23 protein-coding genes are annotated in these 26,145 nt (G+C 33.5%); 12 read left to right on the plus strand and 11 right to left on the minus strand.

Features of this window, described 5'->3' with window-relative positions; all coding sequences use genetic code 11:
* The 3 genes from BLV91_RS15335 to BLV91_RS15345 all read left to right on the plus strand — a co-directional run.
* On the plus strand, positions 1 to 2,091 hold a 2,091-nt coding region (locus BLV91_RS15335; RefSeq protein WP_139262356.1), incomplete at its 5' end, for a T9SS type B sorting domain-containing protein.
* Positions 2,092 to 2,149: 58 nt separating this feature from the next.
* Positions 2,150 to 3,058, plus strand: a complete 909-nt coding sequence (locus BLV91_RS15340) for a PorP/SprF family type IX secretion system membrane protein (protein ID WP_091434865.1) — start codon at positions 2,150 to 2,152, stop codon at positions 3,056 to 3,058.
* A gap of 11 nt (positions 3,059 to 3,069) precedes the next feature.
* The gene (locus BLV91_RS15345; protein WP_091434867.1) at positions 3,070 to 5,007 is read left to right on the plus strand and encodes an OmpA family protein; all 1,938 of its coding nucleotides are present in this window, start codon (positions 3,070 to 3,072) and stop codon (positions 5,005 to 5,007) included.
* Between the two features lie 134 nt (positions 5,008 to 5,141).
* On the opposite strand, the gene BLV91_RS17330 is transcribed toward BLV91_RS15345, so the two are convergent.
* From BLV91_RS17330 to pyrR, 9 genes are all read right to left on the minus strand, one after another.
* Positions 5,142 to 5,525 (minus strand): IS3 family transposase, encoded by a 384-nt coding sequence (locus tag BLV91_RS17330; protein ID WP_394331841.1) that lies wholly within the window; start codon positions 5,523 to 5,525, stop codon positions 5,142 to 5,144.
* Between the two features lie 36 nt (positions 5,526 to 5,561).
* Entirely contained in the window at positions 5,562 to 5,969 is a 408-nt protein-coding gene (locus BLV91_RS17335) for an IS3 family transposase (protein ID WP_394331842.1), read from the minus strand.
* 47 nt (positions 5,970 to 6,016) lie between these two features.
* Positions 6,017 to 6,220: a transposase gene (locus BLV91_RS17340; protein ID WP_394331843.1), complete on the minus strand. Its 204-nt coding sequence runs from the start codon at positions 6,218 to 6,220 to the stop codon at positions 6,017 to 6,019.
* 364 nt (positions 6,221 to 6,584) lie between these two features.
* On the minus strand, positions 6,585 to 7,091 hold the full coding sequence (locus tag BLV91_RS15355; protein ID WP_091434869.1) for a CAP domain-containing protein: 507 nt from the start codon (positions 7,089 to 7,091) through the stop codon (positions 6,585 to 6,587).
* A gap of 960 nt (positions 7,092 to 8,051) precedes the next feature.
* Positions 8,052 to 8,696, minus strand: coding sequence for a pyridoxamine 5'-phosphate oxidase (gene pdxH / locus BLV91_RS15360; protein ID WP_091434871.1), 645 nt, complete (start codon positions 8,694 to 8,696; stop codon positions 8,052 to 8,054).
* A 36-nt stretch (positions 8,697 to 8,732) separates the two neighbouring features.
* Positions 8,733 to 9,638, minus strand: a complete 906-nt coding sequence (locus tag BLV91_RS15365; RefSeq protein ID WP_091434873.1) for a ribonuclease Z — start codon at positions 9,636 to 9,638, stop codon at positions 8,733 to 8,735.
* Positions 9,639 to 9,701: 63 nt separating this feature from the next.
* Positions 9,702 to 10,034 carry a ribonuclease Z gene (locus tag BLV91_RS15370; RefSeq protein WP_091434875.1) on the minus strand — a complete coding sequence of 111 codons (333 nt, stop codon included), beginning with the start codon at positions 10,032 to 10,034 and terminating at the stop codon, positions 9,702 to 9,704.
* 53 nt (positions 10,035 to 10,087) lie between these two features.
* Positions 10,088 to 11,014 (minus strand): aspartate carbamoyltransferase catalytic subunit, encoded by a 927-nt coding sequence (locus tag BLV91_RS15375; RefSeq protein WP_091434877.1) that lies wholly within the window; start codon positions 11,012 to 11,014, stop codon positions 10,088 to 10,090.
* A 56-nt stretch (positions 11,015 to 11,070) separates the two neighbouring features.
* The gene (gene pyrR, locus BLV91_RS15380; protein WP_091434880.1) at positions 11,071 to 11,610 is read right to left on the minus strand and encodes a bifunctional pyr operon transcriptional regulator/uracil phosphoribosyltransferase PyrR; all 540 of its coding nucleotides are present in this window, start codon (positions 11,608 to 11,610) and stop codon (positions 11,071 to 11,073) included.
* Between the two features lie 303 nt (positions 11,611 to 11,913).
* On the opposite strand from pyrR, the gene BLV91_RS17060 reads away from it, so the two are divergent.
* A complete protein-coding gene (locus tag BLV91_RS17060) occupies positions 11,914 to 12,087 on the plus strand; it encodes a hypothetical protein (RefSeq protein WP_175514024.1) in 174 nt (57 codons plus the stop codon).
* A 62-nt stretch (positions 12,088 to 12,149) separates the two neighbouring features.
* On the opposite strand, the gene BLV91_RS15385 is transcribed toward BLV91_RS17060, so the two are convergent.
* A complete protein-coding gene (locus tag BLV91_RS15385) occupies positions 12,150 to 13,769 on the minus strand; it encodes an ABC-F family ATP-binding cassette domain-containing protein (protein WP_091434882.1) in 1,620 nt (539 codons plus the stop codon).
* Positions 13,770 to 13,943: 174 nt separating this feature from the next.
* Positions 13,944 to 15,977, minus strand: a complete 2,034-nt coding sequence (locus BLV91_RS15390; protein ID WP_091434884.1) for a beta-N-acetylhexosaminidase — start codon at positions 15,975 to 15,977, stop codon at positions 13,944 to 13,946.
* A 381-nt stretch (positions 15,978 to 16,358) separates the two neighbouring features.
* On the opposite strand from BLV91_RS15390, the gene BLV91_RS15395 reads away from it, so the two are divergent.
* From BLV91_RS15395 to proB, 8 genes are all read left to right on the plus strand, one after another.
* The gene (locus BLV91_RS15395; RefSeq protein WP_091434886.1) at positions 16,359 to 17,828 is read left to right on the plus strand and encodes an MFS transporter; all 1,470 of its coding nucleotides are present in this window, start codon (positions 16,359 to 16,361) and stop codon (positions 17,826 to 17,828) included.
* 154 nt (positions 17,829 to 17,982) lie between these two features.
* Positions 17,983 to 19,167, plus strand: a complete 1,185-nt coding sequence (locus BLV91_RS15400; protein WP_091434888.1) for a hypothetical protein — start codon at positions 17,983 to 17,985, stop codon at positions 19,165 to 19,167.
* Positions 19,168 to 19,636: 469 nt separating this feature from the next.
* A complete protein-coding gene (locus tag BLV91_RS15405) occupies positions 19,637 to 20,254 on the plus strand; it encodes a GNAT family N-acetyltransferase (protein WP_091434889.1) in 618 nt (205 codons plus the stop codon).
* Between the two features lie 68 nt (positions 20,255 to 20,322).
* Positions 20,323 to 21,516 carry an argininosuccinate synthase gene (locus BLV91_RS15410; RefSeq protein WP_091434891.1) on the plus strand — a complete coding sequence of 398 codons (1,194 nt, stop codon included), beginning with the start codon at positions 20,323 to 20,325 and terminating at the stop codon, positions 21,514 to 21,516.
* A gap of 277 nt (positions 21,517 to 21,793) precedes the next feature.
* Positions 21,794 to 22,771: an N-acetyl-gamma-glutamyl-phosphate reductase gene (gene argC, locus BLV91_RS15415; RefSeq protein ID WP_091434893.1), complete on the plus strand. Its 978-nt coding sequence runs from the start codon at positions 21,794 to 21,796 to the stop codon at positions 22,769 to 22,771.
* A gap of 82 nt (positions 22,772 to 22,853) precedes the next feature.
* Complete coding sequence (locus tag BLV91_RS15420) at positions 22,854 to 23,990, plus strand: aspartate aminotransferase family protein (protein ID WP_091434895.1); 1,137 nt, start codon at positions 22,854 to 22,856, stop codon at positions 23,988 to 23,990.
* Between the two features lie 12 nt (positions 23,991 to 24,002).
* A complete protein-coding gene (locus BLV91_RS15425; protein WP_091434897.1) occupies positions 24,003 to 25,199 on the plus strand; it encodes a glutamate-5-semialdehyde dehydrogenase in 1,197 nt (398 codons plus the stop codon).
* Between the two features lie 166 nt (positions 25,200 to 25,365).
* Positions 25,366 to 26,127 carry a glutamate 5-kinase gene (gene proB, locus BLV91_RS15430; protein ID WP_091434899.1) on the plus strand — a complete coding sequence of 254 codons (762 nt, stop codon included), beginning with the start codon at positions 25,366 to 25,368 and terminating at the stop codon, positions 26,125 to 26,127.
* Positions 26,128 to 26,145 lie beyond the last annotated feature (18 nt).

Genomic DNA, 26,145 nt, shown 5'->3' on the forward strand with positions numbered 1-26,145 from the left:
GGTGACAACGGGAACTGTTCTAGCTTGACACGTACAGCTGTAACTTTAACTATTAACGCTGCTCCGGTTGCTCCTACTTCTGGTGGTGATCAAACGGTGTGTACTGATGGAACTAATACACAAACACTTACCGCAACTGCAACTGGTGGAACTATTACTTGGTATGACGCTGCAACTGCTGGAAATGTAGTGCAAACTCCTACTCAAATGGGTGTAGGAACTAGCACCTATTATGCTCAAGCTTCTAATGGAACTTGTTCTAGCTTAACTCGTACTGCTGTAGTATTAACAATAAATACTGCACCTGATGGACCTACTTCTGGTGGTAATCAAACAGTGTGTACTGATGGAACTATTACGCAAACACTTACTGCAACTGCAACTGGTGGAACGATTACTTGGTACGACGCTGCTGTTGATGGTACGGAAGTTACAAGTCCTACTCAAGTTGGTGTGGGAACTAAAACTTATTATGCGGAAGCTTATAATGGAATTTGTTCTAGCTTGACACGTACTGCTGTAACTTTAACTATCAATGCTGCCCCTGACGCACCTACTTCCAGTGGCAATCAAACCGTGTGTACTGATGGAACTACTAGACAAACACTTACTGCAACTGCAACTGGTGGAACTATTACTTGGTATGACGCTGCTGTTGATGGTGAGGTAGTAACAACTCCTTCTCAAATAGGTGTAGGAACTAAAACTTATTATGCGCAAGCTTCGAATGAAACTTGTTCTAGCTTGACACGTACAGCCGTGGTATTAACTATTAATCCTGCGCCGGTTGCCCCTACTTCTGGTGGTGATCAAACAGAGTGTCAGTCTACAACTATTCAAACTCTAACTGCAACTGCTATAGGTGGAACTATTACTTGGTATACTGAGGCTACAGGGGGTAATATAGTGGAGAGTCCAACTCTTAGTAGTGTAGGAACTATAACTTATTATGCTCAAGCTGATAACGGTAACTGTTCTAGCTTGACACGTACAGCTGTAACTTTAACTATAAATCCTACTTTAGTTTTGACCGCTTCTACTAAAATAGATGCCGCGTGTAATGGAACAAATACGGGTTCTATAACTGCTGGAACCGTTACAAATGCTGTCGGCACTGTAACTTATTCTTGGAAAAATAGTGAAAACGCTATTATAGGTACATCAGCAACTGTGAATAACGTGCCTGCTGGAATCTATACTCTTACTGTAAGTGATCAATGTACTTCAAAATCTAATTCGGTTACTGTTGGACAACCAATTATGGTAACTGTTAGCGGAATCGCAACAAATGTTGCTTGTTACGGAGAAGCGAACGGTTCAATTACTATTACCAATAGTATTGGCTCTACAGTCGTAATTACAAATGCTGCTAACGAGATTGTATCTAATTCTAACTTAGTTGCTGGAACTTATACTCTTACCGCTTCCGCAAGCAATAGTAGCCAGATCGGTACTTGTACTGCTGTTGCACAAGTCGTTATTTCACAACCAGTGAAAATTGAACCAATAGAAACGGAGTCAATATGTAATACGGACAGAACATTAATTATTGATTTAAATTCATACTTACCAGTAGGTACTCCTTTAACAGGAAATTGGATTGATGACGGAAGTAATGCTTTAAACAAAAATATATTAACTCCATATAATTTATCTATACGTCAGTATGATTTTCAATACCAAGTGACAGTGGATGGTTGTCCTCTAACATATATCATAAAAATGAACATAACAGATTTCGATTGTGGAATTGTATTAGGTTGTGGTGTTGTTGAAGTACACAATGCTTTCTCTCCTAACGGTGATGGAATAAATGAAATGTTTGTTATCGACAATATTGAAGATACTGTCTGTTACCCAGAAAATACTGTTGAGATATATAACCGTTGGGGGGTATTAGTTTTTGAAACTAAAAATTACAATAACGAAACTAATTCATTTAAGGGATATTCACAAGGTAGAACTACTGTAAGCCAATCTTCAGGATTACCAACTGGAACTTACTTTTATATTTTGAACTATTTATCTGTTGACGGAACAGGAAATATTCAAACTAATAAGAAAGATGGTTTTTTATACCTTACACGATAAATCTAACTCAAATCTAATACCTGAGGCGTAAAATCCTCAGGTTTAAAAACGAAATCAAATGAAGACAAGAATACTATTATTCGCCTTGATGTTTACTGGAATTGTTAGTTACTCGCAACAGGATGCACAGTTTACACAATACATGTATAACACAATCAACATCAATCCAGCTTATGCCGGTTCTAGAGGAGCTATGAGTATATTCGCCTTACATCGCACACAGTGGGTTGGACTAGATGGAGCACCAACAACTAGTACGGTGTCTATAAATACACCTTTAAACAATAGTCATTTGGGTTTGGGAGTATCTCTTATCAATGATAAAATTGGCCCAACAAGAGAAAACACCTTGTCAGCTGACTTATCATATACGATTCCAACATCTGAAAAGCTTAAGCTATCTTTTGGTCTTAAAGCAACGGCAAATTTATTTGATTTGGATATTTCCAAATTAAACCCTAAAGATAGTGACCCAAGTATACAAAATTATAATAATAAATTCACACCAAATATTGGAGCAGGTGTCTATTTACATTCTGACAAAGCCTATGTGGGTTTATCGGTTCCAAATTTCATAGAGACCAATCGTTATGACGACAATGAGGTTAAGATTTTCAAGGAAAAAATAAATTACTATTTAATTGCAGGTTATGCATTTGATTTGAATAGTGATTTTAAATTTAAACCTGCTTTACTTACCAAAATGGTAGAAGGAGCGCCTCTTCAAGTTGACATTTCGGGAAACTTTATGTTCAATAATAAATTTGTAATTGGAGCAGCATACCGATGGAGTGCTGCCATGAGTGCAATGCTTGGATTTCAAATTTCTGACTCAATGTATATCGGATATGGATATGATCTTGAAACAACAAAATTAGAAAATTATAATTCTGGATCACACGAAATCTTCTTTCGATATGAATTATTCAAAAACAATAAAAAAATTACAACTCCCCGATTCTTCTAAAAGTAATTATCATGAAAAATTATATCACCCTTTACCTAACGATAGTAAGTGTTTTTTCATTTAACTGTTATTCGCAAAAAGCCCAACTTGCTTCGGCTGATAAAAAATACGAGAATTATTCCTATATAAATGCCATTAAAACCTATGAAAGAGTAGCTGAAAAAGGATACAAATCGGCAGATATGTTTCAAAAATTGGGAAACGCATATTATTTCAATGCAGACCTTGAGCAGTCGGCTAAGTGGTATGGCGAATTATTTGCTATGACTTCGGATGTAGAACCAGTATATTTCTACCGTTATGCCCAATCTTTGAGAGCTATTGGTGAGAATGACAAAGCAAATGAAATGCTGAAAAAATTCACCAAACTTTCCGATGATGATTCCAGAGGAGACCTTTTTATTAAGAATGTAAATTATTTAGATGCCATAAAAAATAATTCTGGAAGATATACTGTTGAAAATGCTGGTATAAATTCTCAGTATTCAGATTATGGAGCGGCAATAACTTTAAATAAAATCGTGTTTGCTTCGGCCAGAGATACTGGTAGTCTAGGACAAAGAAAACATACTTGGACTAATCAACATTTCACAGATTTATATGTTGCTGATTTAGACGGAGAAATGAATCCTGGTACTGTTGATAAATTCGATAGAACAGTAAAATCTAAATTTCATGAGGCCACTCCTACTTTCACTAAAGACGGTAAAACCATGTATTTCACCCGAAATAATTATTTCGAGGCAGAAAAAGGAAAAAATGAAAAAAACATTACTTTAATAAAAATATATAAAGCAACTTTAGAAAACGACCAATGGGTTAACATAATGGAACTTCCTTTTGATAGTGACAATTATAGCACAGCTCATCCGGCCTTAAGTTCAGATGACAAAACCTTGTATTTTGCTTCAGATATGCCTGGAACTTTGGGTCAATCAGATTTGTTTAAAGTAGAAATAAATGAAGATGGTACTTATGGAACTCCAATCAATTTAGGAGAAACAATCAATACCGAAGGAAGAGAGACTTTTCCGTTTATAAATGATGAAAATGAAGTTTACTTTGCTTCTGATGGACATCCTGGTTTAGGAGGTTTAGACATTTTTGTTTCAAAAATAAATGAAGATGGCACTTTTAATAAAGTTCAAAATGTGGGAAGCGACGTAAATTCCCCTAAAGATGATTTCGCATATTGGATAGACACAAAATCAAGAAAAGGTTTCTTTTCTTCTAATAGAGACGGTGGTCAAGGATATGATGACATCTACAAATTTTTAGAACTTAAAAAGCTAACTTGTGAACAGCTGCTGTTTGGTAAAGTAACGGATCAAAGTACAAATGAAGTACTTCCAGGAGCTAAAATTAGTTTGTTTGACAGTCGTTTCAATGCGATGGGAGAAGTTCTGGCAGATTCAAAAGGTGATTACTCATTCGCTGTAGAGTGTGGAAAAACCTATAATGTCAGAGCAGAAAAAACAGATTATACAAAAAAAGAAGAAAAAATCACCATTGATAAAGAAAATGGAAAAACTAACTTGAATATAGCCTTGGAAAAAGAACAATGTAAAGTGGCTGTAGGCGATGATTTAGGAAAATGCTTCGGTATTAAAATGATTTACTTTGACTTAGACAAGTCTAATATCAGAAAAGAAGCTGCTTTAGATTTAGAAAAAATATTAGATGTACTTAGTCAAAACCCAACTATGAAACTTGATATCCGCTCTCACACCGATAGCCGTGCATCACATAAATACAATGAAGACCTATCTGATAGAAGAGCAAAATCTACCATCAATTGGTTAATCAAAAATGGGGTAAGTCCAGATAGATTAATAGGAAAAGGATATGGTGAGACAGAATTAGTAAACAAATGTTCAGATGGTGTGGATTGTACCGAAGATGAACATCAAATGAACAGACGTAGTGAATTTATTATTACAGCCTTATAGTTATTTAAACATTAGAACTACTCTATTTTGTAATTCTAAAAATTATTCAAAAACCTCGAAAGTAAATCTTTCGAGGTTTTTTTTTTGTTATATCCCCAAAGAAGTGGATATTCAAATAAAACCTGCAGTATAAGTTAAGCTACATTTTTGTAATTAATCTGATTATCAAATTCTTCAATAGTTGCATAATTCAAAGCAGAATGTCTCCTTTTTCTGTTGTACCAAATTTCAATATATTCAAAGATTTCCAGTTTCATTTGTTCTTTAGAAATCAGTTTGCTCCCATAAATCAATTCCGTTTTCAAAGATTTGAAGAAACTTTCCACTACAGCGTTATCCCAGCAATTTCCTTTACGACTCATACTGCGGGTTATTTTTTTATAGGAATCAAGAACATTTACAAACTTTTTACTGGCATGTTGGACACCTCTGTCAGAATGAAAAATCAAACCTTCATCAATATCGCGGTTTTTAACCGCCATTATCCAAGCTCCAAGCGTAGTTTCTTCTGTACTCATTCCGTTACTCAAACTCCAACCAATAATTTTTCTGTCCTATAAATCCATGATAGTGGTCAGGTATACAAACCCCTCTTTAGTTTGGATATATGTAATATCCGAAACCCAAACTTTTGAAGGCGTTTTTACAATAAACTCTCTGTTTAATACATTTTCGGCAACTAAATAATTATGATTTGAGTTGGTTGTAACTTTGAACTTCTTGCTTAATTTGCTTCGTAAGCCAAGTTCCTTCATATATTTTGCAACTGTGATTCGTGAAACTTTATAGCCTAAATACTGTAATTCCAATGTTATTCTAGGACTTCCATATCTTTGTTGGGCTGCAAAATAACTCAATGTTATCTGTTCTTTAATGGTGATTTTTAGTTGTTGTCTTGCTGTGATTGCTTGTTTTTTCCATCGGTAATAACTTCCGCTACTCACTTGTAGAACTTTGCACATTTTTTCAATCGGGAATAGTTGTTCATTGCTTTTTATGAAACTATAAATCATCGACCACTCTTGGAAAAAATGCCGATTGCTTTTTTTAATATATCACGTTCTAACTCGGCGTCTTTGAGTCTTTTCTCCAGTTCGTAGATTTTTTCTTGCTCGGGAGTTAGTTTTAAATTTCCTTTCCCAGGAAAACTTCCTTCTCCAAATTCCTCGAACTCTTTACGCCATTTATACAACTGTGGTGCTGTGACTCCCAACTCTCTGGCGAGTTCTGATACATTTGTTCTATCTTAACTCAATTGAACGGCTTTTTCTTTAAAAGCTTTGTCATAAATTTTGCGGACTTCTTTCATACCCTAAAATTAAGATTATTTCTTAACTTTCTGTGATGGCTAAGTTAGCATGTCCAAGAATTATTTGCAATGACTTCTGATTTAGAGGCTGAATATTATTATCGTTACTCAGCATCTTTAATGGCGATTGGCGAAAATGACAAAGCCAACGAAATGTTGGCTAGGTTCAATCAATTCTCTAGAAATAATAAATAGCTTTTTTTGAATTTATTATAAAAAAAGAGGCTGCAATTTGGGGAAAACAACCTCTAATTTTAAAAAAAATAAATTATATTTTTGCAAAGATATTAGTGTAATATTTTTTACCTGTTGTAGGATTCTCTCTTATCGCAATTCCAAAATGAGTAAAATTACCTTCTATATTTTGTTTGTGTCCTGGGCTATTTAACCAAGCATTTAGAGCTCCTTGTGGCGTACTGTAGTTATAGGCTATGTTCTCTCCTACTGTTTTAGCACCCAAAACTTTTATTATATTTTCAGAACGAGCTACAAAATCGTCATGGTTAACTACATTATTAGTTATCATATAGTTGTCATGTTCTTCTGACTTGTATGAAATATGGTTTATCTTTTCTAAAGTATTTAATCCAACACTTACTCTGTAATCATTTATCAATTTCATTGCTTCCAATTCATTTGCACTATAAGTGTAGCTTACTACAGCTTGTGATTTAGCTTCTACTGGTGAAGATGCTTCAGAAGAATCAGAAGAGCAAGAATTCATTGAAAATATAACTGCTAATAATAGTACGCTGCGAAGTAAAGATATTTTCATAATTATGTAGTTTAAGTTTAAAGTAGATTGTGGGGCAAACTCCTTTAGGATAATATTGTTTGTGTTTTAATTCTTTTCAAACATACCCAATATTTCGTTAAACTACCAAATAAAATCGACGAACTACATCTTTTGTTTTTAATATTAATATTTTTCTTACATTAGAATAATAATGTCAAGATTTTTTTTAAGTTTTTATTTCACTTATATATACCATTCGCTCACACAGTATCTTGGATTTACATTTCCAAGATATCTAGCCTAACTAATTGAGAACCCTTTTTTTATTTATCATAGAATCTATATTTCGTAAAAAAAAAGCTGCATCTTTAAGTTACAGCCTATATTAAACCGAAAAAATTACATGATTGCTAGTACATTTATTTAATAGCTTTTTCTAATAGCAAAATTAAACTCCTTCAGAAACCTACAGTTCCTAATGATCTTATCTTACTATCTAATTATGGGATTAATGTGCACACTACTTAATAATAAATTTAAAATTTACCACTCTATCTTTATGATTTACAAATTATTACAAACATTACCTGCCTTGAAAACAAAAAAATAGTAAAAAGCTAAACCACATATAGTTGGTATTTTCATGTAGTATGTATAAAATATGATTTAAAATAATAATAATAATACATTTAAACCAGCGATTTCTGTATGCTAATATGCCAATTTCATCGACTATCTCTTTCAGCCTAAAAATAAATTACTTACAACTTATAATTTTACTTCTCTTGTAAATATATAGCAAGCTTGAAAGTAATAAAAACATATTATCACTACTACTTCACGACCTTAACGTGATCGTAGCAGACTAGTAGCCAAAGTTCCTTAGGGTTATATGGTAAGTGTTCAGCTTCAATTCTAATTTAGCTGTATTTCCGCTAAACCTCTTACGATAATCGACGAACTACATGTTTTGATCGTAACATTAGTACTTTTCTTACTTTAAGGTGACAAACGCTCTATTTTCCAAGAAAAGTCTTCTTGACTTGTATACCTAATCCTATCGTGTAAACGATTAGGTCTTCCTTGCCAAAATTCAACTTCCATTGGAACTACTAAATAACCACCCCAATGCTTTGGTCTAGGAATAACCATACTATCGAAATCTTTTTCCAATTGTTTTAAACTTTCTTCTAAGTATGTACGCGAAGGAACAACTTCACTTTGGTTGGATACTATAGCTCCTAATTTACTTCCTTCGGGCCTTGAGTCAAAATAATTATCTGAATTGATTTCAGTTGTCTTTTTAGCAATTCCTTTTATAATAACCTGTCGTTCCATTGAATGCCAAAAAAAAGAAAGACATATTTTTGGGTTTGCGTCAATCGCCTTGCCTTTTTCTGAATTATAATTGGTATAAAAAATAAATCCTTCCTCCGTAAATTTTTTTAACAAAACAACTCTAGACTTTGGGAATCCATCTAAACCAATTGTAGCCACTGTCATTGCATTAACTTCTTCGCTTCCACCAAATTCTTCTGTTTCATGGAACCATCTATTAAATAAGTTGATAGGGTCATCAGGAATGTTAGATTCTAACAACTCACTTTTTTCATAGGATTTTCTATAGTTACTCAGATCATTCATTTTTATTCTTTTTTAAATTTATGGAATTCTAAAACATCAAAAATCAAAACTTTTTCCATCATCAGCTAGTAGCACTTGAGAAAAAATCGTTTGAGCTTCTTCTTTAAATAATTTTATATTTTCATATCGAGTAGAATAATGTCCTAGAACTAATTGTTTAACATTAGCTTTTAAAGCAATAGTTGCCGCTTCTTTAGCCGTTGAATGTAATGTTCTCTTTGCTAGATTCTCTTCAGATTGTAAAAAAGTGGATTCATGATATAAGACATCCACATCATTTAGTAACGGAATGATCCTTTCATCATAAGCCGTATCTGAACAAAAGGCATAATTCTTAGGAGGTATTGGGTCAAATGTCAATTTATGATTTTCTATAAGCCTTCCATCTTCTAATACTATATCTTTTCCATTTTTTATATTTTGATAATAACAGCTATCAATTTCAAAACTTTCAACAGCGGCCACATTAAGCTTCCTTTTATCTATCTTCTCCTGAAACAAAAAACCGTTGGTATATACACGATGCTTTAAAGGTATCGTTTTCACTATAACTTTCTCGTCTTCATAAATAACTTGGGTTTCGCTTGATTCCAGTTCATGGAAATGCAAACCATAATTGGTCCAGGAATTTGACAAGCGTAATTGTAACATTATGATTTCCTTTATGCCTTTGGGGCCATAAATATGCAAATCAGTTGCTCTATTTAGTAAGGTGAAAGTTGAGACTAAACCTACAAGCCCAAAAAAATGATCCCCATGTAAATGAGAAATGAAAATATGATTGATTTTAGAAAACCTGATTTTATTTTTGCGAAGTTGAACTTGAGTTCCCTCTCCACAATCAATAAGAAAAAGTCTGTTTTTAATTTCTAAAATTTGAGAAGTCGGATTGGTAAATGTTCTTGGAGTTGCTGCATAGCAACCTAATATTGTTAGTTTCAAATTTATGAGTTTCGATTATAGGCTTAACGCCAAATTCTCGTATAAAGATTTGTGCTTTTATTTTTAAAAACCCAAATCCCTTTCAATCTCTTCCATTTCAATAATGTCGTTTGCTTCCAGTAAAGAAGGAACAACAGTAAGCGCATCAGGAATAGCATTATAATCAAAGTCAGAGATTACAATAGCAAAAGATTTTTTCGATTTTTTGTGCTGTTTAGATAAGGGTAAAAACAATTTGATGTCATTTACAGTCAAATCTTTATGATACGAAAGATCTATTATTATATTGTGTTTTTCGTATGTTTTATACTGGTGAGTCACTTTCATCAAAAAAGAAGTAAAATCGCCTTGAGTGTCTTTAATTGTAACTGTGTGTCCTTTTTGATCTACTTTCATCGAATTTTATTTTCAAAATTACTATAAAACTAAGTTAGTGAAGATTTTTGAAATTACTGAATTTTTGAGGCCAAAAGATAGATGACCGCCATCCTAATTGCAACTCCATTTTCCACTTGATTTAGAATCATCGATTGAGATGAGTCGGCAACTTCAGAAGTTATCTCTACTCCCCTATTTATAGGGCCAGGATGCATAATAACAATTTCTTTACTAAGTGAGTCCAACAAGGTTTTATCTAAGCCATATTGTTGTGCGTATTCTCTAGTCGATGGAAAAAAATTAACGTCCATACGTTCATTTTGAACACGTAGCATATTGGCTACATCGCACCATTCTAATGCTTTTCTAAGGTTGGGTTCAACGGTAACTCCAAGTGATTCGATATGTTTTGGAATTAAAGTTTTTGGTCCGCATACTTTAACTTCAGCTCCTTGCATTTGCAAAGCATATATATTAGATAATGCCACTCTTGAGTGTAAAATATCCCCCACTATAACTACTTTTTTACCGCCCACATCTCCTAGCTTCTCTCTAATCGAGTAACTATCCAGTAAAGCTTGAGTAGGATGCTCGTGCGCGCCATCTCCTGCATTAATAATGCTTGCCTTTACGTTTTTAGACAAAAAATAAGCTGCACCAGGAGTCGCATGACGCATTACAACCATATCTACTTTCATCGAAAGTATGTTGTTTACTGTATCAATAAGTGTTTCTCCTTTTTTAACAGAAGATTGAGCTGCTGAAAAACTGATAACATCAGCTGACAATCTTTTTTGTGCTAGTTCAAATGAAAGTTTTGTGCGGGTACTGTTTTCAAAAAAAATATTGGCAATGGTAATATCTCGCAACGAAGGCACTTTTTTAATAGGACGATTGATGACTTCTTTAAAATGATCGGCTGTTTCAAAAATAAGGTCAATATCACTATTGTTAATATATTTTATTCCTAATAAATGATTTACGCTTAACTCTTTCATTCTTTTGCAATTATTATTGTTTTATCGGCTTATTTCTGAACGTTTATTTTTACTGCTTAATTTGTTATCAAATAAACAATATCTTCACCGTCATTTTCTTTCCAGTTTACCTTTACTTTTTCATTGTTTATTGCATCTACCTGCCTTCCTCTATAATCTGGTTGTATGGGTAAATTACGGCTAAAACGTCTGTCTATCAAAACAAGTAATTCGATTTCTGACGGTCGTCCAAAAGATTGAATCGCTGTCAACGCTGAACGGATACTTCTACCAGTAAACAATACGTCATCAATAAAAATAACTTTTTTATTTTCTACAATAAAATTAATCTTGGTTTTATTAGCTTCCAAAGGTTTATCGGTTCTACGAAAATCATCTCTAAAGAAAGTAATATCTAAATAGCCTAATTTAATTTCAGGAGTACTGTATTCATTTTCCAATAGCTCTTTCAGTCGCTCGGCAAGAAAAGTTCCTCTCGGTTGAATCCCTACCAAGATGGTATCTTTAAAATCGAGGTGTTTTTCAATTAGCTGACAAGCCAAACGGTGTAAAATGATATTGACTTCTTTGGAATTGAGCAAAACTTTTTGAGTCATAGTAAAGTAGTGTGTTTGGTCTCGCAAATATACAAATTCAAATTTATGATTTATTAAATATAAGCGTAGAATATGGTTTTCGTCTATGATTTGATATATTCTTCAATTGGCTTAGCGCCAAAAGTAATCTTATGCTCCATATCCATTTATCTTTTAAGCTTTATTTACAAAAAATGATAACTAAAAAGAGGATAAATAATTCTGTTAGCAAGTAAAGCTATTTTATAACTTTAAATGAGAATTATATAACTAATTTATTTTGTCATTTGGTAATTTTATAATTCAATTTAAAATCAATTTACCATGACAAACAAAGCAACAAAATTCATTTTACTATTTGCAATATTGATTTCATTTACAAGTTGTTCCGTAATTGGAGGAATCTTTAAAGCCGGTATGGGCGTAGGAATTTTTATAGTAGTTGCTATACTTGCAATCGTACTATTTTTAATCAGCAAACTATTTGGGAAGAAATAATTGAAATGAAAAAACTCCTGCAAATCAATTGCAGGAGTTTTTTAATAAACTGTTTATTATGTTTATTTAGTATACATCTTAGTTCTTAATTCCTGAACTTTTTCATCGTCCAAATATTCATCAAAAGTCATATAGCTGTCTATTGCACCATTAGGCGTCAATTCAACTACTCTATTACCTACAGTTTGTGCAAACTCATGATCATGCGTTGTAAAAATAACAGATCCTTTAAAGTTCTTTAATGAATTATTAAATGCAGTAATAGACTCTAGATCCAAGTGATTTGTAGGTTCATCTATCATTAATACATTCGCTCTTTCCATCATCATTCTGGATAACATACAACGTACTTTTTCTCCTCCTGATAATACTCTACATGTTTTTAAAGCTTCTTCTCCTGAGAAAATCATTTTACCAAGAAAACTACGAATATTTACTTCGTCACGTTCTTCCTCTGTTTTTACCCATTGACGTAACCAATCAACCAATGACAAATCACTCTCAAAAAAAGAATGGTTTTCTACTGGCAAATAAGCTTGGTTTGTAGTAACTCCCCAATCGAAATTTCCTGCATCAGCCGTTTTATTCCCATTAAGTATTTCATAAAACGCTGTTGTTGCGCGAGAATCTTTAGAGAATAATACTATTTTATCGCCTTTAGCCATGTTTAAATCAACGTTTTTAAACAAGACTTCACCATCAACAGAAGCACTTAAACCTTGAACATTTAATATTTGATCTCCTGCTTCACGCTCTTGATCAAATATAATCGCAGGGTAACGACGACTTGAAGGTTTAATCTCAGATATATTCAATTTACTAATCATTTTTTTTCGAGAAGTGGCTTGTTTTGACTTGGCCACATTCGCGCTAAAACGACGAATAAATTCTTCTAATTCTTGTTTCTTTTCTTCGGCTTTTTTGTTTTGTTGTGCACGTTGTTTAGCCGCTAATTGACTAGACTCATACCAAAACGTATAATTTCCTGAGTAATGATTAATTTTACTAAAATCAATATCAGATATGTGTGTACAAACTGAATCTAAAAAGTGACGGTCATGCGATACTACAATAACTGTATTCTCATAGTTTGCTAAGAAATTCTCTAACCAAGCAATTGTTTCAAAATCCAAGTCATTGGTAGGCTCATCCATGATAAGTAAATCAGGATTACCAAAAAGTGCTTGTGCCAAAAGGACACGAACTTTTATTTTCCCCTCAAGATCACCCATCAATGTATAATGATGCTCTTCTGTTATTCCAAGGTTTGATAGCATAGAAGCAGCATCTGAATCAGCATTCCAACCGCTCATTTCTTCAAACTGCACTTGCAACTCCCCTATTCTATCTGCATTTTTATCATTATAGTCTAAATAGAGCTCGTCCATTTCTTTCTTGATAGAGTATAACGTCTTGTTTCCCATTATTACGGTTTCCAATACGGTATGCTCATCAAACATATTGTGGTTTTGATTTAAAACCGACATACGTTTTCCTGGCTCTAAATGAATATGTCCTGATGTAGGATCCATTTCGCCCGAAATTATTTTAAGAAATGTTGATTTTCCAGCTCCATTGGCTCCGATAACTCCATAAATATTACCATGTGTGAAGGTGGTATTTACTTCGTCAAACAAAATTCGTTTGCCAAATTGAACTGATAAATTATTAACTGTTAGCATAAATTATTTTTATAAAAATTTTTGCAAAAGTACAAAAAAATACTGATTTTTTTATGTATCAAGCCAGATTTTAATGAATTGCATTCTGTATACTCTTTTATTAAATATCCAAAAAAAATCTTGACGTAAGTTCGTCAGGATCATATCAATTCATAATTCTCAATAAATAGCAATCTATGGCATTTCTGATATTTTTCTTAAACTATTGTATACCGCTAGTTCCACATCAGCATTTTTCTTAGAATTGCATTTTTCTAATAATTCATTCAAGATTTCTGGCTGTACAATTTTCTTGTTTTCAATCTTAAGTAACAACTGTTGTGATAGTTCACTTAGACTTTTCGACAAAGGTAAAAGTGGCTGAATCAAAGGTGCATTGGCGCTTAAATCAATTAATTGGTCATTCATAGCAATCCATTTTCTAAAAAAATCAGTTACAACAAATTGGTTCTCCTGACTTTTATTTTCTAAATAGGCCAAAACCGCTTTGTCAAAATCATAAGCATCAGAGGCGTCAGCAGCACAAGCATCTGCAAATAGGGTTAGCGGTGAATGCATGCGATACTTTTTACCGCCACCATTACGAGAATAGTTTTTTAAAGGTTCACACACATTCGATAAATCATTTATTGGTGCTGTTGACTGGTTGTTACTGATATTTCTTAAAATCACTCCTTTATTCCTAATATGGGTAATTCCCAATTCTTCCAGTCTCCAAGAAATCGTCTTTAGTCGCTTGTGCAAACTATTCAAATCAGTAACCTCCGCGTCAGACCACAATCGTTCCGCTATCGCTGCAGTTCTCGGCCATATTCTTGAATCAATATTTAATGGTGTAACAAGCTCGCTCCACATCGCTGCTTCGCCCCCAAGAATCCTTACTTTTTCTTCTGGTGTGAGCGTGCTATTTTTGGGGATTGGATCATTTAAGTAGTGCTTCTCCACACTAAGCATCAAATCAATATAATACCCATTTGACAAAACCGTTTGATAGCCGTTCTTTGCTGCTTTAGCAAGCGAACCTCCAGATTCCTGGCCTTCATTAGTACCTCTCCAGGCATGAATTATGGCGTCTTTAGACATATTCTCTGTCATTATTTCTTCCCAGCCCATCAGTTTTTTATTATGCTTTTTCAACATTGGAATCAACTGCATGTTAAAATAGGTTTGCAAATCATGATTGCTGCTCATTTTATTTTTCTTCTTAAATTCCTGAATCTGGGGATTAGCATTCCATTCTTTACCATTATTTTCATCTCCGCCAATATGAAAATAATCCCCTGAAAACAACGGGCACACCTCGTCGAAAATTTCACCCAGCAGTTCGTATGTTTTTGGATTCGTTGGATCTAAAGTCGAATTATAAATCCCTGAATTTCTCTTTACGGCATAAGCAGCATCAGCAGCTAACTTACTCCCTACTTCAGGATATGCGGCAAGTAAGGCCGACGCATGACCTGGAATATCTATTTCCGGCACAACCAGAATCCCTCTCTCATCAGCATATTTTATGATGTTCTTGATTTCCTCTTGAGTGTAATAACTGCCATCTGTGGATAGTTCGTTCAACTTTGGGTGTTTTTTCATTTCAATTCTCCATCCTTGATCATCAGCAAGATGCCAATGAAAAACATTCATTTTCATTGATGCCATTGCATCAAGATTTCTTTTGATAACATCTACGGGCTGAAAATGTCTTGCGGCATCTATCATTAATCCTCTCCAAATAAACCTTGGCGAATCGGAAATGACAACGTTCGGAAAATAATAGGAAGTAGTATTATTTTGCAACAATTGTAAAAGCGTCTCTAAACCATGCAGCGCCCCTAAATCTGTTGTGGCATTGATTGTTATTTTATTAGATGTAATAAGAAGTCGGTAACTTTCATCTTCATTTAATTTAATTTCTCCATTCCGAGTAATATTTATTTGCAATTGTGCCTCTGGTACTTCATTAATTTTAGTCAAATGTGCCTGCTCCAGAAAAAGTCCTGTCCTTCCATCTAATCTTCTAACAAATTGGGTTGCCCCAATAAAAATCCGCTGATTAGGATTTCCTGTAATATTAACTTTAAAATCTTTTGTCAATGAAAAACTACCGTTTTGCAGATTGATTTCTTGAGGCCAAGGCATTAGATTTAAATCTTCGAGTTTTACTTGTGCTGTCGAACTAATAACAACGAAAAGAAAGAATAGAATGTATCGCATATTTATTTTTTGTAGGTTTTAATAGTACTTGTCAGCAGTTAATCTCTTTCAAGCCTCAAGATATGCATTTTTTTAAAATTAGACCATATACAAAGTACTTTTGCTCTTCGAAGTTTAAATCTTAAATTACTATTAATTGTCAATTCAGTATTCTTATAGTCAATCAATAGTATCTCCTAATGTCAAGGTGCAGAAAAATTCAATACTAAGTCTAAAATATGTGAATTGTTAAACAAAACTCAGCATTATTTAACAAAAAGTGATTATTATATAATTTTAATCATATTTATACCAAATTGTTTTTTTTTAGTTTCCTTAACAAATATATTTACGCTCTTGAAAACTAAAAATTAATTAACCTAAAAAAATACTTTAACAATTATGAGTTCAGAAAATTTACAAACCAAATGGGGACAATTTATCTCATTAATAATCGTATTCTTTTTTTGGGGATTTGTTGGGTCTGCTAATGACATATTAATACCCGTATTCAAAAAAGTATTTACATTATCCCAAGTCCAGTCACAACTAGTAGCTTGGGCCTTTTATGTTGCCTATTTTGTAGGATCCATTATTTTCTTCTTAATATCTTTAAAAGTAGATGTTTTGCAAAAATTTGGATACAAAAAAACACTGTCTGCAGGTTTATTACTTTCTGCAGTAGGTTCGTTTTTATTCGTACCAGCAGCTACTATGGAAAGCTTTCCGTTTTTCCTAACCGCATTGTTTACAGTAGGTCTAGGTTTTTCAATTCAGCAAATTGTTGCTAATCCATTAGCTATTAAAATGGGTAGTCCAAATACTGGAGCGCATCGTTTGACTTTGGCAGGTGGTGTAAATTCATTTGGAACCACTATCGGTGCCATTTTATTAGGAATCGCACTTTTCGGAATGGGCGATAATAAAAATACATCACTTTCTCTAGAAGACATAAAATTACCTTTTATCATTTTAGGAATTGCTTTTATTGTAGTGGCAATTTTCATGAATTTTTCTAAAATTGAAAACCCTGCAAAAATAGAAAAAACAATAATTACAGAGAGTACAGATAAATTTAGAATTCTAGACTACCCACAGTTGTACTTAGGTATGTTAGCTATCTTTATTTATGTAGGAACAGAAGTAACCATAATCAGCAACTTACCAGCTTTATTGCATACTGCTGAGTTTGGTCGAATTTTAGAAGATGCTATATCTCCGTTTATCGCTTTGTATTGGGGAAGTTTAATGATTGGTCGCTGGAATGGTGGTGTAAATGTTTTTAACACTTCAAACCTTGTAAATACGGCTCTTAAATTTATCGTCCCTGCTCTTGCATTTGGAGTAATTATTGGCGCGAACGTTTTTGCAGGTCATGACGTTTCTTCATTTTATATTTATCCAATCTGGATCTTATTGTTTATTGCAGTAAGTTTTGTAGGTGGGAAAAATGCTGGAAAAACATTAATGCTTTTCGGTATATCTGGTTTATTGATGATGATAGCTGGTTTAGTTTGTACTGATACTGAAATTGCTAAATTTTTCTTTATATCAGGAGGTTTGTTCTTATCAATCATGTGGCCTTCTATTTTCGATTTAGCGATAGCTGGATTAGGAAAAAACACAGGAAAAGCATCTTCTTTCTTAATTATGATGATTCTTGGTGGAGGAGTTATTCCTTTGATTCAAGGAAGTATTTGTGATATCGATCTTACTAGTCCAAATGGAATCTTTGGAATCTCTTGGACTCATTTCTCATACATTGTACCCCTTCTAGGATTTGCATATTTAGGATTTTATGGTTTTTATTGCCCTAAAATATTAAAAAGACAAGGAATTAACCACATAGAAAGCGAAGGTGGAGGACACTAATCTCGTTATCAAAAAACAAACTATTTTAATACAAAAGAGTTTAAATTTTTAATTCAAAATAAGAGAACCATCAAATTTATATTTGGTGGTTTTTTTATGCCATTACTTTTGCCTTTATAGAATGTAATAAATACATTTGTTCAAACGATTATCTATGAAAAAATCCATACTCCTTATTTCGGTTATAATCTTTATTTCGGCCTGTGGCGTAAAACAGACTCGCAATTTACTTACTTCCGGGAACTATGACGAGGCTATTGACAATTCTGTATCCAATTTAAAATCCAACAAGGACAAAAAAGGAAAGCAAGATTACATCTATATTTTAGAAGAAGCTTATGCAAAAGCGAAGGAGCGTGATTTGAATTTTATTAATTTAATGACTCAGGCTGCCAATCCTTTAAATCTTGAAAAAATATACAATACGTATTTACTGCTGCATAATCGGCAAGAAAAAATCAAACCTTTGTTGCCTTTGAAATTATTGCAAGAAGGTAGAAATGCTAAATTCCCATTCAATAATTACAATAGCGAAATCATTGAATCCAAAAATGCTTTGTCCCAATTTTTATATGGAAACAGCAAAAAACTGTTACTCTCTGCTAATAAAATTAATTACCGTAAAGCTTATGATGACTTAGTTTATTTAAATCAGATCAATCCCGGTTACAAAGACGTTTTAAAGTTAGTCGAAGAAGCACAATTCAAAGGAACTGATTTTGTTAAGGTATCTTTAAACAACGAAACTAACATGGTGCTTCCTGTCCGTTTACAGAATGACCTTTTAGATTTTAACACCTTTGAAATGAATGACAAATGGACTGCCTATCACAATCGTGCAGAGAAAGGTATTGATTATGATTTCCAATTAATTTTAAATTTCAGAAGAATTGACATCTCGCCAGAACAGTTGAAAGAGAAAGAGATTATAAAAGAAAGAAAAATAAAAGATGGTCTAACAACCCTTCTCGATAAAAACGGAAAAGCGGTAAAAGACAGCTTAGGAAATGCCATAAAAGTCGATAATTTCAAGACAATCCGTGTAAGAATTTACGAATTCAACCAATTTAAAGCTTGCCAAATAACAGCACAGGTCGACTATGTTGATGCTAAAAACCGTCAGTTGCTAGAATCATTCCCGCTATCAAGTGAGTCTGTTTTTGAAAACACCTATTCTACTTATAAAGGAGATAAGCGTGCGACTGATGATTCTTACTATTCCTATTTTGACAAAAGGAATCTCCCTTTTCCAAGCAACGAACAAATGGTTTATGATACTGGGGAAGATTTGAAAGCCAAATTAAAAGACATCATCAGTAGAAATAAATTCAGGCAATAAAACTAAAAATAACAATACCTTAAATGCTCCTTGAAATTTCATTTTAAGGAGCGTTTATTCTTTCAAAATAACAATTGATTAAAATTTTGTTAGAAAACAAAAATTCATGCTTGTGTATTAAAAATATGTGTACTTTTGTGCCAATGAATAATACAAGTGTACATATAACTTCTATCTCACGGATAAACAAAACTACTACTTCTCCCGAAGTACGGATGCTACTTGTATAGTACCCAAAATTAGTTTTACTTTATTTTTATTCATATTTCATTTTTACCATTTTGAAAATTCAACTGTTAAGCATTGGATTAACATATCCTACAAAAAACAAAATATTTTATTCCATAACTTCTATATATAATTGTTATTCAGTACTTTATTTTTATATTTTTACAGATAAATCCAACAACTTTTGGTGTTCAAATTTGAATTCTAACTCATTTTTTAACCAAAAAATTCATCTTCTGAAATGAATATCTCAATTATTATAGCTCAGGAAGAACATTTTAAGTACGCACAAATCATTTGCGATACAATAGAATCATCTGCCCTACTGAGAGGAACTGGAATAGCAAAACGAACTCCAGAATACATCCAAAAAAAGATGGAAAACAAGGATGCTGTTATTGCATTAGATAATGGTGTCTTCGCTGGTTTTTGTTACATCGAAAGTTGGCAAGACAGTAACTACGTGGCACATTCAGGATTGATAGTGCATCCCGATTATAGAAATTTAGGTTTGGCAAAAAAAATCAAATCTAAAGTTTTTGATTACTCCCTGGAAAAATATCCAAATGCTAAAGTATTCGGAATTACAACTGGACTAGCAGTAATGAAAATAAATTCAGAGCTTGGTTACAAACCTGTTCCCTTTTCTGAATTAACAACTGATCCTAGTTTCTGGAAAGGATGCCAAACCTGTACCAATTATGAAATACTAAAAAGTAAAGAGAATAAATTGTGTTTGTGCACCGGAATGCTTTACGACCCAAAAGAAAAGCCAAAAACACCACCAAAGCATCCGTTTAATGTCCGGATTTGGAACCGATTAAAAAAGATTAAACAAGCACTCTTCTTAGAAGATTAAATAAAATATAAATAAAAAATATAATCAGCTAAACGCCAAAAAGCCGATAGCCCATAATAGCTCAAAAAATGAAAAAAGTTGTATTAGCATATAGTGGAGGTTTAGATACCTCATATTGCCTTAAGTATTTAAAAAACGAAAAAGGATATGAAGTTCACACCGTATTAATCAATACTGGAGGTTTTGACGATGAAGAGTTAAAAGCCATTGAAGAAAGAGCCTACGAACTAGGAAGCGCAAAACACGCTAATCTTACCATCGTTGATAAATATTATGATAAAGCCATTAAATATTTGATTTACGGGAATGTTCTTAAAAACAACACCTACCCTTTATCAGTTAGTGCAGAAAGAGTTTTTCAAGCTATTGAAGCTATTAAATACGCAAAATCAGTAGGTGCAGAAGCGATCGCTCACGGTAGTACTGGTGCTGGAAATGACCAAATTCGTTTTGATTTGATTTTTCACACTATCGCCCCAGAAATTGAAATCATCACTCCTATTCGTGACTTGAAATTATCAAGACAAGAAGAAGTAGATTATTTATCAAAAAACGGAGTTCACTACTCTTGGGAAAAAGCACAATACTCAATCAACAAAGGACTTTGGGGAACAAGTGTTGGAGGTAAAGAAACTTTGACTTCAGGGCAACCACTTCCTAATGAAGCCTATCCTTCACAATTGCAAAAAGAAGGTGAAGAGAAAGTGACTTTACATTTTGATAAAGGACAAATAGTAGGTATTAATGGTAAAATGGATGCCCCTACTAATAATATTGTTATTCTTGAGAAACTAGCAAACGCTTACGCAATTGGTAGAGATACTCATGTTGGTGATACTATTATTGGTATTAAAGGAAGAGTTGGTTTTGAAGCCGCTGCTCCGCTAATTATCATTAAAGCGCATCATTTACTTGAGAAACATACTCTTGGAAAATGGCAACAATACTGGAAAGAACAACTAGGAAACTGGTACGGAATGTTATTTCACGAAGGACAATTTCTTGATCCTGTTATGAGAAACATCGAAGCTTTCTTAGAAGACACACAAAAAACGGTAAACGGAACTGTAACAGTTTCACTTAAACCATATCATTTTACACTTGACGGAATCGAATCTGAAAATGATTTAATGAATACAGGTTTTGGACAATATGGCGAAATGAATAACGCTTGGACATCAGACGATGCTAAAGGATTTATCAAAATTTTAGGTAATGCCCAAAACATCTTTTCATCTGTAAATAATGAAACGTACGAATAATAAATAAAGATTTTTTTAAGGAGTAGAAACATTTTGCTTTTTAAGAACATCTGTCCCGCTTTCCGCTTCAATTCCCGCTCAAGAAAAATTAGATTTAACAATCTATTTTTCTAAAAATCGGGAGATTTTCACTGCAATCGGGGCTAATAAGGAAGTTTAGTTTTTCATAGAAACTTTTACAATCTATTTATACCATTAAGCAATTAAGTTCCATTCAGCTAAATTTTACTTAATTCCTTAATGGTTTAAATAAAAAATGTTTTAAAAAATAGAGATTATGATTAATGTTGGAATAATAGGTGGATCAGGATATACTGCGGGAGAATTAATTAGAATTTTAATGTTTCATCCTAATGCAAAGCTAGATTTTGTATACAGTACGACCAATGCAGGAAAACCACTTTCTGTAGCGCACCACGATCTAATGGGCGATATAGAAATGAACTTTACTGATACGGTAAATCCAAATGTAAATGTGCTTTTCCTCTGTTTAGGTCACGGAAAGTCAATTTCATTTTTAGAAAACAACAAATTTGCAAGCCATACAAAAATCATCGACTTAGGTAATGATTTCCGATTAACAAAAGACAAGGAATTCGATGGAAAATCTTTTGTTTACGGCTTACCTGAACTGAATAAAACCAGCATTAAAAATGCAAATTGCATTGCTAATCCAGGTTGTTTTGCTACAGCAATTCAACTAGCTTTATTACCGCTTGCTGCAAATGGATTATTGAACAATGACGTTCATATTAATGCTACTACGGGCAGTACGGGTGCAGGAGTTTCTCCTTCCGAAACTACACATTTTAGCTGGAGATCTAATAATATGTCGCATTACAAAGCTTTTGACCACCAACATTTGGGCGAAATAAACCAAAGTATCAGTCAATTGCAAGCGTCGTATTCAGACGAATTAATTTTCGTACCTAACAGAGGTGATTTTGCCAGAGGAATTTTTGCAACACTATACACAACTGCCGAAGAAAGCTTAGAAGATTTGGTTAACAAATATGAGTCTTATTATGCAGACCAACCTTTTGTAACAGTTACTACCACCAACATTAATATGAAACAAGTGGTACAAACTAACAAATGTATCATTAGTTTAATGAAAAAAGGAAACCGGGTTTTGATCACTTCAGTTATCGATAATCTAGTTAAAGGTGCATCTGGACAAGCAATTCAAAATATGAATTTGATGTTTGGACTTGATGAAACGACTGGATTGCATTTGAAACCTTCAGGGTTCTAAAAATTTGTTTCAAGTTTAAAGTTTAATGTTGTACACGTAACTTTAAACTTTGAACCTTAAACCATCTAAACAAAAAATCAAAATGAACTTATTTGACGTTTACCCATTATATCCTATTACCCCTGTAAAAGCTCTAGATTGCACGATTACAGACGACAAAGGAATCGAATATTTAGATTTATACTCCGGACATGGAGTAATTTCTATTGGTCACACCCAACCTGATTATGTGGCCAAAGTAAAAGCACAATTGAATAATTTGAGTTTTTACTCGAATGCGATTCAAAATCCATTACAAGTAAAACTAGCTGAAAAATTAGGAAAAGCTTCTGGCTTGACTGATTATAGCTTATTTTTATGTAGTTCTGGGGCTGAAGCCAATGAAAATGCTTTAAAAGTAGCTTCTTTCCATACGAACAAATCAAGAGTGATTGCTTTTGACAATTCGTTTCACGGAAGAACTTCAGCTGCGGTTGCTGTCACTGATAACAAGAAAATTGTAGCACCTTTGAATGCGCAACAAGCAGTAACTTTTTTGCCGTTAAACCAAATTGATTTGGTGGAAGCTGAACTAAAAAAAGGAGATGTTTGTGCGGTTATCATCGAAGCCATTCAAGGTGTAGGTGGTTTAGACCAAGGAACAACTGAATTTTTCCAAGCTTTAGAGAAAGTGTGTACTGCAAATGAAGTAGTTTTAATTTTAGATGAAGTACAATCAGGATACGGAAGAAGTGGAAAGTTTTTTGCTTTTCAACACCACGGAATCAATCCTGATATTGTAACCACTGCTAAAGGAATGGGAAATGGTTTCCCTATTGGAGGAGTATTAATTTCTCCAAAATTCGAAGCTAGCTACGGATTATTAGGAACTACTTTTGGTGGAAGCCATTTAGCTTGTGCTGCTGGAATTGCAGTTTTGGAAGTTATAGAAAATCAAAAATTAATTGAGAACACAAATAAAGTATCTGAATACTTTTTTGAAGCAATTAAAGTAATTCCAGAAATCATCAAGATAAAAGGAAGAGGATTAATGCTGGGAGTCGAATTTGATTTTGACGTAAGTGCTTTGAGAAAGAAAATGATAATTGAAAAGCACATCTTTACAGGTGGCGCAAACAACAAGAACCTATTGAGAATTCTTCCTCCATTGACCATAACTACTGATGCAATTGATAAATTTATCATCGCTTTAAAAGAGTCATTGGCTGAATTGAAATAAAAAATTAAAATAATGAAAACAGTATTATCCATAGAACAAAGAAATGCCGTATTAAGTCGAATGGCTGTACTTCTCGAACAAGAAAGAGCCAATCTTAAGGCAGTTAATCAGCAAGATTTAAACAATTATTCTGGTGATGATTTGGCTATGGAGAAACGTTTACTAGTAGATGATTCTAAGATTGACGGAATGATTTTGTCGCTACAACAATTAGCAAGTCAAGATGATCCCATTGGTCAAGTCCGTTTTAATTTCACACATGATAACGGATTAAAAATCAGTAATAAAACAGCCGCTTTTGGAACTATTCTAATCATATATGAATCTCGTCCTGACGTAACTGTTGAGGCTGGTGGAATCGCTTTCAAATCGGGAAATAAAATTCTGTTGAAAGGTGGTAAAGAATCTTTATTATCGAATCAGAAGATTGTTAGTCTTTGGCATCAAGCCTTAACCGATTCAGACGTTGCAACTTCCTGGGTCGAATATTTAAATTATGACAGAACGGAAACACAAGCGTTCTTAGAGAAACCAGCACAAAAAGTGGATTTAATCGTTCCTCGTGGTGGTGAAAACCTAATCAATTTTGTGAAAAAACACGCTACTTGCCCAGTAATTGTAAGTGGTAGAGGAAACAACTTTGTGTATGTAAATAGCGAAGCTGATTTAGATCAAGCAATGGCTATTATAATCAACGGAAAAACCTCAAACATATCTGTTTGCAATGCTTTAGATAAAGTGTTAATTGATACAAATTTACCGAATTGGGAGATCTTCGCAAAGCAATTAGTAACCGAATTGCAGCTTCGTCATGTTACTGTTTTGGGTGACGCTTTGGTTTCAACAGCTACGCAAGTTCCTTGTATCGAAAACGATTTGATTTGGTACGAAGAGTTCCTAGATTACAAAATTGTAATTGGTGCAACCAACTCAGATCAAGAAGCAATCGAAAAAATAAATAAGTATTGTGGCGGCCATTCGGCTTCCATAATTACAAAAGATGAGGCTATTGCTCAGCAATTCATGGATAACGTAGATACTGCGGCAGTATACCACAATGCTTCTACTCGATTTACTGATGGTGGTCAATTAGGCTTAGGCGGAGAATTGGCAATAAGCACTGATAAACTGCACCAACGAGGACCAATTGGATTACAACACCTAGTTACCAATAAATGGTATATTTACGGTGATGGACAGATTCGGTAAAATTGAAAGATTGAAGCATTAGAAAATTAGGCCAAGGATTTTTTTAAATTATTAAATTTACAAAAACAGATTTGCGAACTTTGTTTTTATAAGGCCTCAAAATAAAAAAACTTAGCGCCCTTCCCGGTTAAAAGTCAACACATAAAACCGTTAGTGGTTAAAAAATATGGCAAAAAAAAGAGTATTACTAAAAATTGGAACCAATACATTAACCAAGGAAACCAATCATATTTCCAGAGGAAAGATTGAGGACATTGGGATGCAAATAGCGGCTTTAAACGACGAATACGAATTTGTAATTGTGAGTTCTGGCGCTATCGCTGCGGCAAAACAATTTGTAAAATTGGAAACTAAAGGCAAAGAAATAATAGTTAAACAGGCCCTTGCTTCTATTGGCCAACCTCATTTGATGCGGATTTTTCATGAAAATTTCAGTGATTTAGGATTATTGACTTCACAATGTTTGCTGTCGTATTCTGATTTTGAAAAAGAGCAATCCAAGGTTAACATCGTAAACACAATCAATGTATTAATCGAAAACAATTACATTCCGATTATTAATGAAAACGATACAGTGGCAACGGACGAAATTCAGTTTGGTGACAACGATAAATTAGCAGCATTAACTGCTGTGCTATTGAAAGTTGATATTTTAATTATTGCAACGAATACCAACGGAATTTACACCAAAGCTTCTATTCATAATGATATTCCAGAAACCATTTCATTAGTAACCGACTTGCAGTTGATGCAACAAGAAGTGGGCGATTCAAAATCATCACAAGGAACCGGCGGAATGCAATCTAAAATTGAGGCAGCCGCAATTGCTAAAGCGGCTAATATTGAAACTTGGGTTGTCAATGGATTGAAAGATGATTTTATTTTGAACGCAATAAAGAATACTATTCCTTTTACAAAGATTGTGTAAAGTGAATGGAACGCGGAT

It is taken from the genome of Flavobacterium degerlachei, assembly GCF_900106645.1.
GTDB classification, from domain to species: domain Bacteria; phylum Bacteroidota; class Bacteroidia; order Flavobacteriales; family Flavobacteriaceae; genus Flavobacterium; species Flavobacterium degerlachei.